We start from the raw sequence: 13409 nt of genomic DNA on the forward strand, positions 1-13409 counted from the left end.
ATTGAAGTAATAGGGCAAAGACAGTGACCACACTCCCCATTCTCTACCAAGACGAACACATCGTCATCATCAATAAACCTGCTGGGATGCTCGTGCATCGCTCGTGGCTCGATAAGCATGAGACGGTGTTTGTGATGCAGACCTTGCGTGATCAGATTGGGCAGCTCGTGTATCCTGTGCATCGCCTTGATCGTCCGACGTCAGGCGTGCTGTTATTTGCCCTGACTAGCGAGATGGCTCGGCGGTTGTCTGAGCAGTTTGAGCGGCATGAAGTGACAAAGAAATATCTAGCGGTGGTGCGTGGAGCGATGACGACAGGCGGACGCATCGATTATCCGCTCAAGGTACGCCTTGATAAAATCGCGGATAAATTTGCCGATCATGACAAGCCACCTGAGCCTGCCATCACTGATTATCAGGTGCTCGCCACCACCGAGCAGCCCTTTGTGTCGTGTCAGCGGTTCACCACATCTCGGTATTCGCTTGTCGAGCTTACCCCTATCACAGGGCGTAAGCATCAGCTGAGACGGCATATGAAACATATCTTTCATCCCATCGTCGGCGACACCACCTATGGCGACAAGGTACAAAACCGTGCCATCATCGCCCATGTCGGCACAAGACGGCTGCTTTTGCACGCTTATCAGCTCAGCTTTTGTCATCCGATGACAGGACAGATGATGAGCATCACCGCACCTGTGGATGATGAGTTTGGGCGGCTGATGGATGCGTTTGGGTGGGGTGATAAAATACCCATCTGATGACAGATGGGTGGTGGATCAGGTGGCGTAGGCACAGACGATGTTGAGCGTGTGTTCGCTAGGGGTACCTGGAACGGCTCTCTTCCAATTGGCAGATGAATACCGGCTAAAGGATGATGTATTGCCACTGTCAACCAGCCTGCCTTGTTTGTCATAGGCAGCACTGTATTCTAAGGCAAATTTGCGAGCACGGCAGTCATAATAGACAAAGTATTTACCTGTCCAATATTTTTTACCACCTACATCTTGTGCTTGTTTAAGTTCTACCTGCTTCCATGCAGTCATCACAGGTGTGCCATTGACGAGCGTGTCTGCTTGGATGCTATCTAAGTCAATGTAGTGTTTGTCGCCATCGAAGGTTTCGCCAAGCTCAAACCAATTCACCGCCATTGCTTGCTGTGTCATGACTGTGGCAAGTGCTACTGCCAATAACTTTTTCATCATAAACTCCCAAATTTGATTAATCCAAATTAACACTACCAAAAATTATCCTAAAAATAGGGGGTGGTGTCAAGGTGGGGGATATGGTGAATGTGTAAAAATATTTGATGGCTAAACCAATCGTTGATGCCTGCCAAGTACCGATGACGATTGAATAAATCTCATCACAACCCTGTACCAAAGATAAAATATCATGTATGATGGCTCAATGCTGTTAATTTGGAAATATATATGATTACTTTATATCACCTAGAAAAATCGCGTTCGTTTCGCATCGTGTGGCTGTTAGAAGAGCTAAAATTGGCTTATGGTTTGGAGTATCAGCTGATCAGTCATCAGAGAGATGAGCGGACTTATTTGGCGCCTAGATCTTTTAGGGATATTCATCCGATGGGCAAGGCACCGATTTTGGTGGATGATAGCTTGCCTGATGGCGAGCAGGTGTTGGCGGAGTCAGCACTGATTATTGAGTATTTATTAAAAACTTATGATAGCGAGCAGCGATTTTATCCGACAGGTGACAAGGCGTGGCGTGATTATACATTTTGGTTGCATTTTGCCGAAGGCTCGCTGATGCCGCCTTTGGTGATGGGGCTGATTTTGACCAAGGCAAGCCAAAAAGCACCACTGCTTGTCAGACCGATTGCCCGCAAACTCAAATCAGGCATTGATCAGATGATCTTAAGTAATAATATCAATTCGGCTTTGGGGTTGGTAGAAGAGACGCTGAGCCGCTCGCCATGGTTTGCAGGGGATGCGTTTACAGGTGCGGATGTGCAGATGTATTTTGCCATCGCAGCTGCCAGACAGCGTGTGGGCTTGGCAGGGATGAGTGCGACCACAGCATGGCTTGAGCGATGTGAATCACGGGCAGGCTTTATCAATACTGTTGCCAAAGTTGGCACGGTGTTTTGATGCGTCATGTGAGTTGATGTATTGACGATGATTGCTTGAGTTTAGTGATAAAAAATGGCACAACCGATAAAGCTGTGCCAGTGAGCGGTGATGATATGCCTTAAAGCGGCTTGACCACCGCCAAAATCACCACGGCAATCAAAATAAATACAGGAATTTCATTGAACCATCGCCAATAGACATGGCTTTTGAATTTGGGATTGTCCATCAAGCGAACACGGAAGTGACCGCAGGACAGATGATAAATGGTCAGTAGTGCCACCAAGACCAGTTTGGCGTGTAGCCAGCCTTGGGTCAGATAGATGCTAGGGGCAAGGCCAATCATCAAAAGACCGCACGCCCAAGTAAAAATCATCGCAGGCGTCATAATCCCACGATACAGCTTACGCTCCATCACAACAAATCGCTCTTGGCTGATGGCATCATCACTCATCGCATGATAGACAAATAGGCGTGGCAAATAAAAAATCCCAGCAAACCAACACACCATGCCGATGATATGAAAAGCTCTGATATACTCTAGCATACGGATACCCAATAAAAAAGATGTACCATTATAGCACATCTTTTTGGGGAAATTGATGACGCCTTAGGCGGAGAGTGGGCAGCCTTCAGGGCGCTCTTGATTGATGGCAGTGCCGTTCATCGCATCGATGATTTGTGGTTTTGGCATCGGGCGAGTCGGTGTTAAGCCCAATTCTGCCATCAGGCGATCATCATGCGATGTAGATTGGTTGCCTGTGGTGAGTAGCTTATCCCCATAGAAGAATGAGTTGGCGCCCGCCATGAATGCCAATGCCTGCTCACCATCACTCAGGCTCTCTCGACCTGCTGACAGTCGCACGAAGCTGGTCGGACAGGCGATGCGAGTCACAGCAATGGTGCGAATCCACTCGATGATTGACAGGCGAGCTTCGGCAAGCACTTTATCGCCAAGTGGCGTGCCTTTGATCGGAACGAGCAAGTTGACAGGGATGGACTGTGGCGGGATTGGCATCTGAGTCAGCTCATAGATCCAGTCAATGCGGTCTTGGCGACTCTCACCCATGCCGACGATACTGCCTGAACAGACATTGATGCCAGCATTACGCACATATTCGATGGTCTCAAGACGGTCATCATAACTGCGTGTGGTGGCGACACTGTCATAGTAATTGCGAGAGGTATCCAGATTGTGATTATAATAATCCAAACCTGCATCGGCGAGTGTCTTGGCTTGATCAGGGCTTAGCATACCTAGGGTCATGCAAGTCTCAAGCCCCATCGCTTTGACTTCACTGATCAGCTCAACCAGATACGGCATATCTTTGGCGCTCGGGTGTTTCCATGCTGCACCCATGCAGAAGCGTGATGAGCCTTGAGCTTTGGCACGGCGTGCTGCCGCCAGTACCTTTTCGATTTCTAGGCGTTTTTCGGGCGTTAGTCCCGTCTTGTCACGATGATGACCTGACTGCGAGCAGTAGCCACAGTCCTCAGGGCAGTTGCCAGTTTTGATGGACAGCAGCGTGCTGATTTGCACTTCATTGGCATTAAAATGTTCACGATGCACCGTCTGAGCTTGCATCAGCAAATCCATCAATGGTAGGTCAAACAGTCGGGCGATTTCATCCTTTGAAATGTGCGTCATCATCATGGTCATACCTAAAAAAATCAAAATTTAGTAAACGATTGTACCGAAAAATACAGCAAATAGCAACCATCCTAATGGCTAGGATGGCTCGGCTTTGGATCATTTACCCAGCTTTTGTTTGATGCTGCCGATCAGATCTTTGGCGGTTTGGGTGTAAGGTTTGGCGGCGTCAATCAAGGGCTTGGCTTGATCCCAATAGCCTTTGTATTGCTCAGGGATTGTGGCCGCTTGTTTGCCGATGCCAGCCAGCCACAGCACCAGCTTATAATCGCCAGTGACTTTGACTTCGCCGTCTTGGATGGCGGTCATCAATGCTGCGACATCGCCTTTGGTGAGTAGTTTGACACCAGTCATAGAATCTTTAAAATCCACGGTCAAATCGGCATTGCTGGCAGTACCCATCGCCTGACCAAAATGACCATTTTCAAAGCGAAAATAGCGTGCAACCTCTGGCGCGGTGAATTGGATGCAGACGGTACGATCTTTGATGAGGTTGTTGAATGATTCGTTCTCGCGAGATTTGGCCAGATTCTGTAAGCGCAGGCCAAATGCCGCAAGCAGCGCATCCAAAGCATCGGCTTTGACATTGATGACAGGAATGGTAAACATAAGTTATCCTTTTATAAATAAATAATAAAAATCAGATCAGCGTGGATCCAGTCTGTGACCCAGCGCATAAATCACGCCTTCAAGACCTGTGATATTCACCGCAGCGGAGGCCTTGGCTTGGACGATCGGCTTGGCACGGTAAGCGATACCAAGATCGCTGATGGCCATCATTGGCAAATCATTAGCGCCGTCGCCGATGCAGATGGCTTGTTGTAAGGGCAAGCCCAAACGAGCAGCGACTTTTTGGGTGATGGCGGCTTTTTGATCGCCATCTAAAATATTGTCATCGACCATACCGCTTAAGGTTTTGCCGTCATGCAGCAGCGGATTGGCGTAATATTCATCGATGCCCAGTGTCTTGGCGACATAGTCGGCAAATGGCTCAAAGCCCCCAGAAATCAGCACCGTGTGATAGCCGATCGCCTTAAGCGCGCGGATCGTTGCAGCAGCACCTGGCTGAATGTGAATGTGTTTGGCGATGATCTCATCGACGATGCTGATGGGTGCATCGGCCAACAGTGCCACACGACGCGCAAAACTGGTAGCAAAATCGATCTCACCGCGCATTGCCTCTTCGGTGATCTGGGCGACTTTTTCTTCGACGCCGCAAAACTTGGCCAACTCGACGATCACCTCTTCTTCGATCAGCGTCGAATCCATATCAAAGCAAGCCAAGCGATGGCGCGTCAGCATCTTATCAGCAGACAAAATATGTACATCGGCACGGATCGCAGCGGACAGGTGGCTTGAGATTTGTTCATCGATGATGTGCGCGACCGCCGTTTTGCTAACTTGGCCGATGTCGGATTTGGGGGTCAATAGATAACGATGGATCACCACATCAGCCAAGGGTGCATCGGTGCTGATCAGATGGGCATTGGCTTTGGCGACCTCATCATCAAAAACCTGCGCCAGTTGCCAGTTGGCCTGTGTAGCGACCCAGTCTTGCATCAGCTGATCGACATTGGCCTCTTGATCGGGTGTGACGACGATGATGGCAAATAAAGGCAGCTTGGCAAGCTTGGCAGCGATGTCATTGGCGGTAAAATCTGCACCAACGACCTCACTAGGCAGCTGATTGGCGACGGTATTGACTGCGTTTTGCCATGCTTGGCTGTTTTTTGGTAGAGCATAAGTGTATGACATGTAAGACCTTTTATTATATCAAGTTTATGATACATGCGTCCATTGGCGGCGTCTTGAAGGCGGCTTTGGTGTGTGCCAAGCTTATTGGCAGCCATCGGCCGAGCGAATAATTTGACCATATTAGCAGTTTATCACTGATTTTAAAAGACCAAAAGCTAAGAATATCGATTCGGCTTGGCGACAAGGCGAGCTGCTTGGCTTGCTTTGATTTGTGCTCATGAGCAAGTGTGTGACAAAATCCTGAATAAAGCCCAAAAAACTGCATAAAACTGAACAGAAATCTGCCAAAGCTGCTAACTATTTGGCTAAATAATGTTATAATAACAAAATTTCATTGTTGGTATCTGGCAAACATCATGACATACTTAGCACCCAGACAGGGTATTTTTGCAGCAATCGTTTTGACAAGTTTGGTTTTGCATCTGCTGTTCTTTGCGATCAGTACCGAGCGCAGCATCACCGCCCAAAATCAAGCGGTGGTCGATCGCAGCATCGCGACGCTCAGCCAAGAGCTTGCTGCACCGCTGGCGGCGTATGATCGGGTGAGTATGAGTGTGATCATGGAGCCGTATGCCAAAGAAGAGGCCATTGGCTATGTCGGGGTGTATGATAGTCAAGGCGGTGTGTTGGTGCCGCTTGGGCAAAGCAGTGATGGCTACCGCGCTGAGCAGGTGATCACATCGGGTGATCAGGTGCTGGGCAAGATCGCTGTGCAGGCCAAGGCGGTGAGCCGCGCCGAGATTTTGTCGGGCAATTGGGTGTTTTTATTAAGCGTGATCGGTCTGCATGTCATGCTGTGGCTGATTTATGGTTATGTCGCCAGACCCAGCGATGAGCTAAAAGCCCAGATCGCCAAATCCGTGCGTAAAGAGCTGTTAAGTAAGGGCATATTACCAGAGCAGACTCTGTATACCGCACCCGCAGCCGCACCCGACACGGCATCGACTGAACAAGTGCAGGATGATGAAGATGAGGCGCAAGATGAGGTCGCTCCTCGTACAGAGCGTGAGCCTGAAGCACAATTGGCGGCGGCTTATACAGTGCAGTTGACCTTTAAAGACCCGCATCATCTGCTGACCACGGTGAGCATTGATACCAAAGATGCTTATCTGGCGCTGTGTGATCAGCTGTTTGATCGGGCGTGTGCCGCGGTGCTTGAGTTGCCTTTATTTGCAGGTGTGGCACTGGCTGATAAGCATCCGTTCGATGAGTCGGGTACGGCAGTCACGCTGTATGCCACTGATGACCATGCCAAGACGGCAGCGGCAGCGGCAGTGCTGTCGAAGCTTTTGGTGATGGTTAATGAAGTGGTGTACCAAAAACATCGTGAAATCAAGCGCTTTGCCTTGCCCGTTAAGGCGGTGTGTAGTGATTCGATGCTCTCTGATGTCGCCAAAAACATTCTGCTGATGCGCAAAGAAGAATCGCTGACCATCTTTGGCGAAGCTGGACGCAACCAAGTCTCGATGTACATGACCTTAGCGCCGCTGTCGCATCCAAGCACAGTGCATGAGCGTGATGGCCGTGAGATTGTCGGCGTGACCAATGCCACCGCCGAACGCCTAAAAATCGCCCGTGATAAAGTACTACTGGGCGAAGATCACAGCTAAATTAAGATAATACTTGACAAAATCGTCAATCCGTTTTATAAGGCTACTGGATGGATAAACTCCACCACACAATCCCTGCTTTAAAAATGGACGATAGGCACCCAACCGACCGCTTGTAGATAAGGAGTCGTTATGAGTAATATTGATGATGATTTTGATGACGATAATTTTGAAGAAGATGCTGATGCCAAGCTTGCTGATGAAGGCAAGGCTAAGCCTTTGGAAAAGCGCCTAAAAATCGATGCATTGCTAGAAGAGCAGCGCCTAAATAAGCTCAAGCGCGCGCTCGAAGATGAAGATGATTTTGCAGAGTTCGATGATCTGGATGATGACGATGATTTTGATTTTTAGCACATCGACTTGGTGATAACAGCCTGCTTATGCTGACCCAAACAGTCGGCATAAGCGTTAATTTCTGACAATATCACGATTTGTGAGTTGTTGCTGATGGATAATTGCCATTGGCGAATATTTGATGAGTATGATATGAATAAACAACAGCTATTTGATTATTTGGAATCACCTGCCAACGAAACGGGTTTGGATCCCATCGCAGCCCATGGTTTTTTGACGGCGACAGTAGTTGGCAAGCCATTACCAAACTGGATCTCTGCATTTTTTGAGGGTATGGATGCGCAGGTGCCTAGCGAGGTAAAAGCAGCGCTCAAAGCATGGCAGCAAGAACTCATCGATACGCTAAAAGCAGAGCAGCCGATTGAATTGCCATTCGATGCCAGCACCGAGGCCACTGATTTTAGTGAAGATGGTGATTTGGCGGCTTGGGCGATTGGCTTTGTTGATGCGATGTATTCTGATGACAATGTCGATTGGTTTGATGACGAAAGCACCGAAGAGGATGTGGCGATGCTGACCTTGCCGATGGTGATGCTGTCAGGCATTGATGAAGAGATGGATGAGATGCGCGATGACGAGACACTGGCGCAAATGGCCAATGCGTTGGAAGATAACATCACTGAGCTGTTTTTGTTATTTCACACCAATGACTAAAGGCGGATGTTAAGTCAGGGCAGGGTGTGATGCATCCTGTCTTTTTATTTGATAAAACCACATAGGTGATCTGATGCAGTTATCCAATTTAGAAACCCTACCCAATCACATCATCACAGAGCGTCTGGATGTCGTCTATGGCAGCACCGTGCGCAGTAAGCATGTCGGCAAAGACTTGTTGGCTGGCCTAAAAAACATCGTCGGTGGTGAGCTGACCGCTTATACCGAGTTGCTCGAAGAGGCGCGCCAAGAGGCGATGAATCGCATGATCGCCAAGGCCGAAGCACTGGGCGCGGATGCCATCGTCGGTATCCGCTTTTCGACCTCGAACATCACCGCAGGCGCTTCTGAATTGTTCGTCTATGGCACAGCCGTCAAGGCACAAAAAAAGTTCAATCCTTTTGGTGAGACCTCTCACAGCGCAGGGCAGCCGTGATGGAACTTGAAGCGATCATACTGCGCCATTTGGATTGGCTGGTGGCCATCGTTTTATTTATGGTTGGCTGGTATTTTGGCACGCGTGCTGAAAGGCGACACTTGGCCACTTTGGCCGCAGATGAACAAAAATATCGTCACATTAGCCTCTCCAGTGAGCGTTTTTATGAGCCGTCTGATGTTAGTGAGTCGATGTTGGTGGTGGGTAGCGTGGTCATCGCACAGGATTATTTTAAAACTGTGGTCGCAGGCGTGCTAAGCTTATTTGGCAAGAATTTGACGGTATATGAGTCGCTTTTGGATCGCGCTCGCCGTGAAGCGGTGGTGCGCGCCAAGTCTCAGGCAGCCGCTCGTGATTTTGATGCCTTATACGGTCTGCGCTTTGAGATGACAGAGGTCGAGGGCGGTATTGAAATGCTGGCGTATGCAGTAGCAGTTCGATCAATGCGCTGAGTGATCTTGAAAATCAGGCACAACGCGTCCATAAACAAACATAGCAAATTGATATTATTTGCAGTAAAATAACGGGTTTGGCTACAGCCTATCGCCATAACCCATCCTAAAAAGAACAACAAAATCCCGAGTTTTTTATGAGTGAAAATTTTGCCATCGGTCAGCGTTATTTATCAGACAGCGAAACCAGCTTAGGGCTTGGCGTCGTCATCAATGTCGATGAACGCTGTGTGCATATCTTATTCCCCCAAAGTGAAGAAACCCGTGTGTATGCCAAGGCTTCTGCCTTACTGTCTCGTGTGGTGTTCTCGGTGGGTGATGATATTACCGACCAAGATGGCAATCAATTCACCGTTGAGCGTTGCGAAGATATCGCAGGCGTGATGCGTTATCATCTTACCTGTGGTAAAAGCCTGATGGAGACTCGCTTGGCGGCGAATATCACCCTTGCCAAGCCACTAGAGCGACTGCTGGCTGGTCGTATCGAAGGGGCAGATTGGTATGAGCTACGCCAAGATGCCTTGCGTATCCATGCGATGCTAAGCCGTCATCCCTTGCGTGGCTTGATCGGCGCTCGTGTGGATATCATCAAGCATCAGCTGTATATCGCCCACGAAGTCGGCAAGCGTCTATCGCCACGAGTGCTATTGGCGGACGAAGTAGGGCTTGGCAAGACCATCGAAGCAGGACTCATCATGCATCAGCAGATTTTGACTGGTAAAGTTGATCGCGTGCTGGTGCTGGTGCCTGATAGCTTGCAGTATCAGTGGATGATTGAGCTCAAGCGTCGTTTTAATCTGGATTTTGCATTATTTGACCTAGTCCGCACTGCATCCATCAAAGAGCATAATCCTGACCAAAATGTCTTTTTGACCGAACAATTCATCATCGCAGGCATTGATCTATTGCTCGACCATCACGACCTATATGAGCAAGCATATGCAGCAGGCTTTGATTTGCTTGTCGTGGATGAAGCGCATCACTTACATTGGGATAGCGAGCAAGGCGGTAATGATAAATATGAGATGGTGGCGGATTTTGCTGCCAATATCGCAGGCGTGCTGCTACTGACAGCGACACCAGAGCAGCTTGGGGTGGAGAGTCATTTTGCTCGTCTAAGACTGCTAGATCCGCATCGCTTTGATGATTTGGATGATTTTGTGGCCGCCCAAGATGCTTTTGCTGATGTGGCAATGGTGGCGACATTACTGATCGATGGTCAAGAATTATCCGAAAAACAAATCCGTGCCGTAGCAGGCTTACTGGGCTTTGATGAACCTGAGCTTGCTGATATCAATGCCAATGAGCGACTGCGCACCCATGTGATTAATGAGCTACTGGATCGTCATGGCACAGGTCGTGTGCTGTTTCGCAATACCCGTGATAGCGTCCAAGGTTTCCACGGTCGCATGAGCATCCCTTATCCATTGCCACTGCCTGATGCATGGAAAGGCACGCACTATACCGATGGCAAACTGCGTGAACAGCTATGGGGCGAAGAAAATCACCCTGATGGCTCATGGCTTGAGACTGACCCAAGAGTGTCATGGCTGATTGGGCTATTGCGCCAAGAGCTTAAGCACAAAAAGGTACTCTTGATTGCCCGCAGTGGGGCGACGATTGAGAGTCTAGAGGCGGTGCTGCGCTTGCACGCGGGTATCAAGACAGCGATTTTTACCGAGCAGATGAGCCTGCTTGAACGAGATCAAGCGGCGGCGTATTTTGCTGATGATGCGGGGGCGCAGATTTTGCTGTGCTCGGAGATTGGTTCAGAAGGGCGTAATTTTCAGTTTGCCCAAGATTTGGTGCTATTTGATTTGCCTGCCAATCCAGATACGCTTGAGCAGCGCGTCGGCCGTCTCGATCGTATCGGTCAAACTGCCCAAATCCGCTTGCACGTGCCATTTGTGATGGGGACTGCCCAAGAGCGTCTGTACAATTGGTATGATGGCGCTTTGAATATTTTCCATCAAATCAGCCCAACCGCCCAATCTGTCCAAGAAGCCTATATTGCCACGCTCAAGCCACTGCTTGAAGGCGGTGACAATGCGGATAATCGCACGGCACTCATTGAGCTGATTGCCGAAGCGGCCGTCTATCGTGGACAGCTAGAAGCTGAGCTACAGGCAGGACGAGATCGCTTGCTTGAGTATAATTCATGCCGTCCAAATGTCGCCACACGCATTGAGACTGCCATGCACGAGCTTGACAACAACAAGCTGTTGCCTGTATTCCTAGATCGCTATCTGACCGCAGTGGGTATGGATTATAGCATTCAGCGGGATGGCTCGTGGATCATTCATCCGGTCGATGCATCCGAAGTGGACATCGAAGGGATTGAGAGCTTGCCGATTGATGAAGATGGCATGACTTTGACCTTTAGCCGTCAGCAGGCACTGGCTCGTGAAGATATGGAATACATGACTTATGAGCATCCACTGGTGCAGGCGGTGCTTGAGATGGTGCTGTCAGGGACTTTTGGTAATACCCAAGTGGCACTACTCAAATCATCTGCACTGCCAAAAGGTATGCTACTGATCGAAAGTCAGTATCGTATCGAAGCCATCGCTGCTAAGTCGCTCAATTTATCCGCTTATTTGCCACAGCAGAGCCTAAGGGTGTTTTTGAGCGAACGCGGTGATGATCTAACCAAAGTCGCCACCACTGACAAAATCATGCCGCTGATTGATCGCCTTGACAAGCCAAGAGCCCGCCAAGTCACCAAAGCCCGTGCTGCTGTGATTGATGCTCGTGCCCAAGATGCCAAAGCTCGTGCCACCGCCCAGCTTGATGAGATCAGCACGCAGGCGATGAGCGCTTTTGGTGAGTATATGGATAAAGAAATTGGCCGTCTGACTCGCTTACAAGCCATCAACCCAAATGTGCGTGATGATGAGATTATCGCACTTGCCAAGCGTAAAGAACAGGGTCTAGCGGCACTTGCCAATCTGTCACTCGTGCCTGATAGTATCCGAGTGCTGGTGGTGGTATCGCCTGACTAACGCAGATTCGATTCATCTAAATCGCTTAGGTGCTTACTTAAGCGATTTTTTTTTGGTGGTATGGCTTGGCTCAATTTGCGTTTACTTTGGCTTTTTTTGCCAAAAGGCACAAAATATCATCAATTTTAATTGTCAGTAATTGCTAAATAACAAAAAGCCCTTGAAATCATTGACTTCAAGAGCTTTGGATGTGGTAGGCATAACTAGATTCGAACTAGCGACCCCCACCATGTCAAGGTGGTGCTCTAACCAACTGAGCTATATGCCTGTGTAAGTGGACGCTATTTTACCAAGTTTTTAAGATATTGCAAGTGTTTTTTGCAAGAATTTGCAAATTTTTTAGTCATCGTCGAGAAGATGGAGATTAACGGGTGTTTTGTAAGGGCGATTTGGCAGCTCTTGCACCAGTTTTGGCACCAAATAGCCTGACAAGCGCTCAAGCAGCTGCCAATAGATGCCCACCGCTTGTTTGATTGGTAAATCAAAGTGCGCCGCGCCTGCCACCTTATCAAGCACATGCAGATAGTAGGGCATGATCCCAGCGGCGAATAGCGCATGGCTAAGCTTAGACAAGACCTCGGCATCATCATTGATGCCTTTTAAAAGCACAGTTTGATTCAGCAGCACGACATTGGCTGCGCGCAGGGCTTGGCATTTTTTGATGAGTGCCTCATCGATCTCATTGGCGTGATTGATGTGCAGCACCATCACTATTTTTTTTGGATAATTGGCAAACAGTGATAACAGCTCGTCATCTATGCGATTGGGTAGCACCACAGGCAGGCGCGTGTGCAGACGCACGGTATGAATGTGGGGAATGTCAGCAATTTTATCAAGCCATAGTGACAAGAATTTATGATTCACGCTCAGTGGGTCGCCACCACTAAAAATCACCTCATCAAGTTCAGGATGGGCGCTGATGTACTCAGTCACAGCACTGATTTCACGGCTGCTTGGCTGATTGGCGGCATAATCAAAATGCTGACGAAAGCAGTAGCGGCAATGCACAGCGCAGGCACCTGTGATGGTCAAAAGCACGCGCGAGCGGTATTTGTGCAGCAGTCCTTTGATGGGATTTTGGTGATTTTCAGCCAAAGGGTCGGTGCTATATCCCTCGACAGCCAAACGCTCAGCAGGACTTGGCAACACCTGTAGCAGCAAGGGGTCGAGTGGATCTGATTTTTGCATTTTTTGGATGAATGCATGTGGCACGCGCAGGCCGAAGTGCTTGGGCGTATCGGCAGCCTCTGGTGCAGGCAAATCAAGCAGCCGATGCAGCTCATCTAAATCACTGATGGCGGCAGCAAGCTCGCTTTGCCAATTATCAAAATCGGGAAAATCGGCACTTTGAAAAAATTTTTTGGGGGAAATGGTGGAAATCATGGTTTTATTTTTGACA

Annotated in this window: 13 protein-coding genes, 1 tRNA gene and 1 pseudogene; 8 read left to right on the forward strand and 7 right to left on the reverse strand. The window is 48.9% G+C overall.

Annotation, left to right across the window (positions count from 1 at the left end; genetic code table 11):
• Window positions 1-23: 23 nt before the first annotated feature.
• Window positions 24-761: a tRNA pseudouridine(65) synthase TruC gene (gene truC / locus B0681_RS06120; protein WP_078317864.1), complete on the forward strand. Its 738-nt coding sequence runs from the start codon at window positions 24-26 to the stop codon at window positions 759-761.
• Window positions 762-779: 18 nt separating this feature from the next.
• Here the strand turns inward: truC and B0681_RS06125 are convergent, their stop codons facing one another.
• Window positions 780-1202 carry a surface-adhesin E family protein gene (locus B0681_RS06125; protein WP_078317865.1) on the reverse strand — a complete coding sequence of 141 codons (423 nt, stop codon included), beginning with the start codon at window positions 1200-1202 and terminating at the stop codon, window positions 780-782.
• A 231-nt stretch (window positions 1203-1433) separates the two neighbouring features.
• Here B0681_RS06125 and B0681_RS06130 point away from each other — a divergent pair, with 231 nt between their 5' ends.
• Window positions 1434-2117 (forward strand): glutathione S-transferase family protein, encoded by a 684-nt coding sequence (locus tag B0681_RS06130; RefSeq protein WP_078317866.1) that lies wholly within the window; start codon window positions 1434-1436, stop codon window positions 2115-2117.
• Between the two features lie 100 nt (window positions 2118-2217).
• On the opposite strand, the gene hemJ is transcribed toward B0681_RS06130, so the two are convergent.
• The 4 genes from hemJ to serB form a co-directional block, all read right to left on the reverse strand.
• Window positions 2218-2643 carry a protoporphyrinogen oxidase HemJ gene (hemJ, locus tag B0681_RS06135; protein WP_078317900.1) on the reverse strand — a complete coding sequence of 142 codons (426 nt, stop codon included), beginning with the start codon at window positions 2641-2643 and terminating at the stop codon, window positions 2218-2220.
• Between the two features lie 63 nt (window positions 2644-2706).
• Window positions 2707-3750, reverse strand: a complete 1044-nt coding sequence (bioB, locus tag B0681_RS06140; protein ID WP_407661971.1) for a biotin synthase BioB — start codon at window positions 3748-3750, stop codon at window positions 2707-2709.
• Window positions 3751-3846: 96 nt separating this feature from the next.
• A complete protein-coding gene (locus tag B0681_RS06145; protein WP_078317867.1) occupies window positions 3847-4356 on the reverse strand; it encodes a hypothetical protein in 510 nt (169 codons plus the stop codon).
• 36 nt (window positions 4357-4392) lie between these two features.
• Window positions 4393-5502: a phosphoserine phosphatase SerB gene (gene serB, locus B0681_RS06150; RefSeq protein WP_078317868.1), complete on the reverse strand. Its 1110-nt coding sequence runs from the start codon at window positions 5500-5502 to the stop codon at window positions 4393-4395.
• A 356-nt stretch (window positions 5503-5858) separates the two neighbouring features.
• Between serB and B0681_RS06160 the strand changes: the two genes are divergently transcribed.
• The 6 genes from B0681_RS06160 to rapA all read left to right on the forward strand — a co-directional run bounded on the left by B0681_RS06160 (window position 5859) and on the right by rapA (window position 12010).
• Window positions 5859-7112, forward strand: a complete 1254-nt coding sequence (locus B0681_RS06160) for a hypothetical protein (protein WP_078317870.1) — start codon at window positions 5859-5861, stop codon at window positions 7110-7112.
• Between the two features lie 132 nt (window positions 7113-7244).
• Complete coding sequence (locus B0681_RS06165) at window positions 7245-7463, forward strand: hypothetical protein (RefSeq protein WP_078317871.1); 219 nt, start codon at window positions 7245-7247, stop codon at window positions 7461-7463.
• Window positions 7464-7598: 135 nt separating this feature from the next.
• Window positions 7599-8120: a YecA/YgfB family protein gene (locus B0681_RS06170; RefSeq protein WP_078317872.1), complete on the forward strand. Its 522-nt coding sequence runs from the start codon at window positions 7599-7601 to the stop codon at window positions 8118-8120.
• Window positions 8121-8193: 73 nt separating this feature from the next.
• The gene (locus tag B0681_RS06175; RefSeq protein WP_078317873.1) at window positions 8194-8556 is read left to right on the forward strand and encodes a YbjQ family protein; all 363 of its coding nucleotides are present in this window, start codon (window positions 8194-8196) and stop codon (window positions 8554-8556) included.
• Window positions 8556-9008, forward strand: a complete 453-nt coding sequence (locus B0681_RS06180) for a YbjQ family protein (RefSeq protein WP_228143874.1) — start codon at window positions 8556-8558, stop codon at window positions 9006-9008. The genes B0681_RS06175 and B0681_RS06180 overlap by 1 nt, the downstream gene beginning before the upstream one ends.
• 137 nt (window positions 9009-9145) lie before the next feature.
• Window positions 9146-12010 carry an RNA polymerase-associated protein RapA gene (gene rapA, locus B0681_RS06185; protein ID WP_078317874.1) on the forward strand — a complete coding sequence of 955 codons (2865 nt, stop codon included), beginning with the start codon at window positions 9146-9148 and terminating at the stop codon, window positions 12008-12010.
• 191 nt (window positions 12011-12201) lie between these two features.
• Here the strand turns inward: rapA and B0681_RS06190 are convergent.
• Window positions 12202-12278: transfer RNA gene (locus tag B0681_RS06190), tRNA-Val, on the reverse strand.
• Between the two features lie 18 nt (window positions 12279-12296).
• Window positions 12297-13393, reverse strand: a pseudogene (epmB, locus tag B0681_RS06195) (EF-P beta-lysylation protein EpmB).
• Window positions 13394-13409 lie beyond the last annotated feature (16 nt).

This window comes from Moraxella porci DSM 25326 (genome assembly GCF_002014855.1).
Lineage (GTDB): Bacteria > Pseudomonadota > Gammaproteobacteria > Pseudomonadales > Moraxellaceae > Moraxella > Moraxella porci.

Excerpts from the sequence above, each read along its gene's own strand:
- B0681_RS06130 (WP_078317866.1), top strand. The coding sequence starts at position 1,434 with ATGATTACTTTATATCACCTAGAAAAATCGCGTTCGTTTCGCATCGTG.
- hemJ (WP_078317900.1), bottom strand. The coding sequence starts at position 2,643 with ATGCTAGAGTATATCAGAGCTTTTCATATCATCGGCATGGTGTGTTGG.
- B0681_RS06165 (WP_078317871.1), top strand. The coding sequence starts at position 7,245 with ATGAGTAATATTGATGATGATTTTGATGACGATAATTTTGAAGAAGAT.
- rapA (WP_078317874.1), top strand. The coding sequence starts at position 9,146 with ATGAGTGAAAATTTTGCCATCGGTCAGCGTTATTTATCAGACAGCGAA.
- bioB (WP_407661971.1), bottom strand. The coding sequence starts at position 3,750 with ATGATGATGACGCACATTTCAAAGGATGAAATCGCCCGACTGTTTGAC.
- B0681_RS06160 (WP_078317870.1), top strand. The coding sequence starts at position 5,859 with ATGACATACTTAGCACCCAGACAGGGTATTTTTGCAGCAATCGTTTTG.
- B0681_RS06175 (WP_078317873.1), top strand. The coding sequence starts at position 8,194 with ATGCAGTTATCCAATTTAGAAACCCTACCCAATCACATCATCACAGAG.
- B0681_RS06125 (WP_078317865.1), bottom strand. The coding sequence starts at position 1,202 with ATGAAAAAGTTATTGGCAGTAGCACTTGCCACAGTCATGACACAGCAA.
- B0681_RS06170 (WP_078317872.1), top strand. The coding sequence starts at position 7,599 with ATGAATAAACAACAGCTATTTGATTATTTGGAATCACCTGCCAACGAA.
- serB (WP_078317868.1), bottom strand. The coding sequence starts at position 5,502 with ATGTCATACACTTATGCTCTACCAAAAAACAGCCAAGCATGGCAAAAC.
- B0681_RS06145 (WP_078317867.1), bottom strand. The coding sequence starts at position 4,356 with ATGTTTACCATTCCTGTCATCAATGTCAAAGCCGATGCTTTGGATGCG.
- B0681_RS06180 (WP_228143874.1), top strand. The coding sequence starts at position 8,556 with ATGGAACTTGAAGCGATCATACTGCGCCATTTGGATTGGCTGGTGGCC.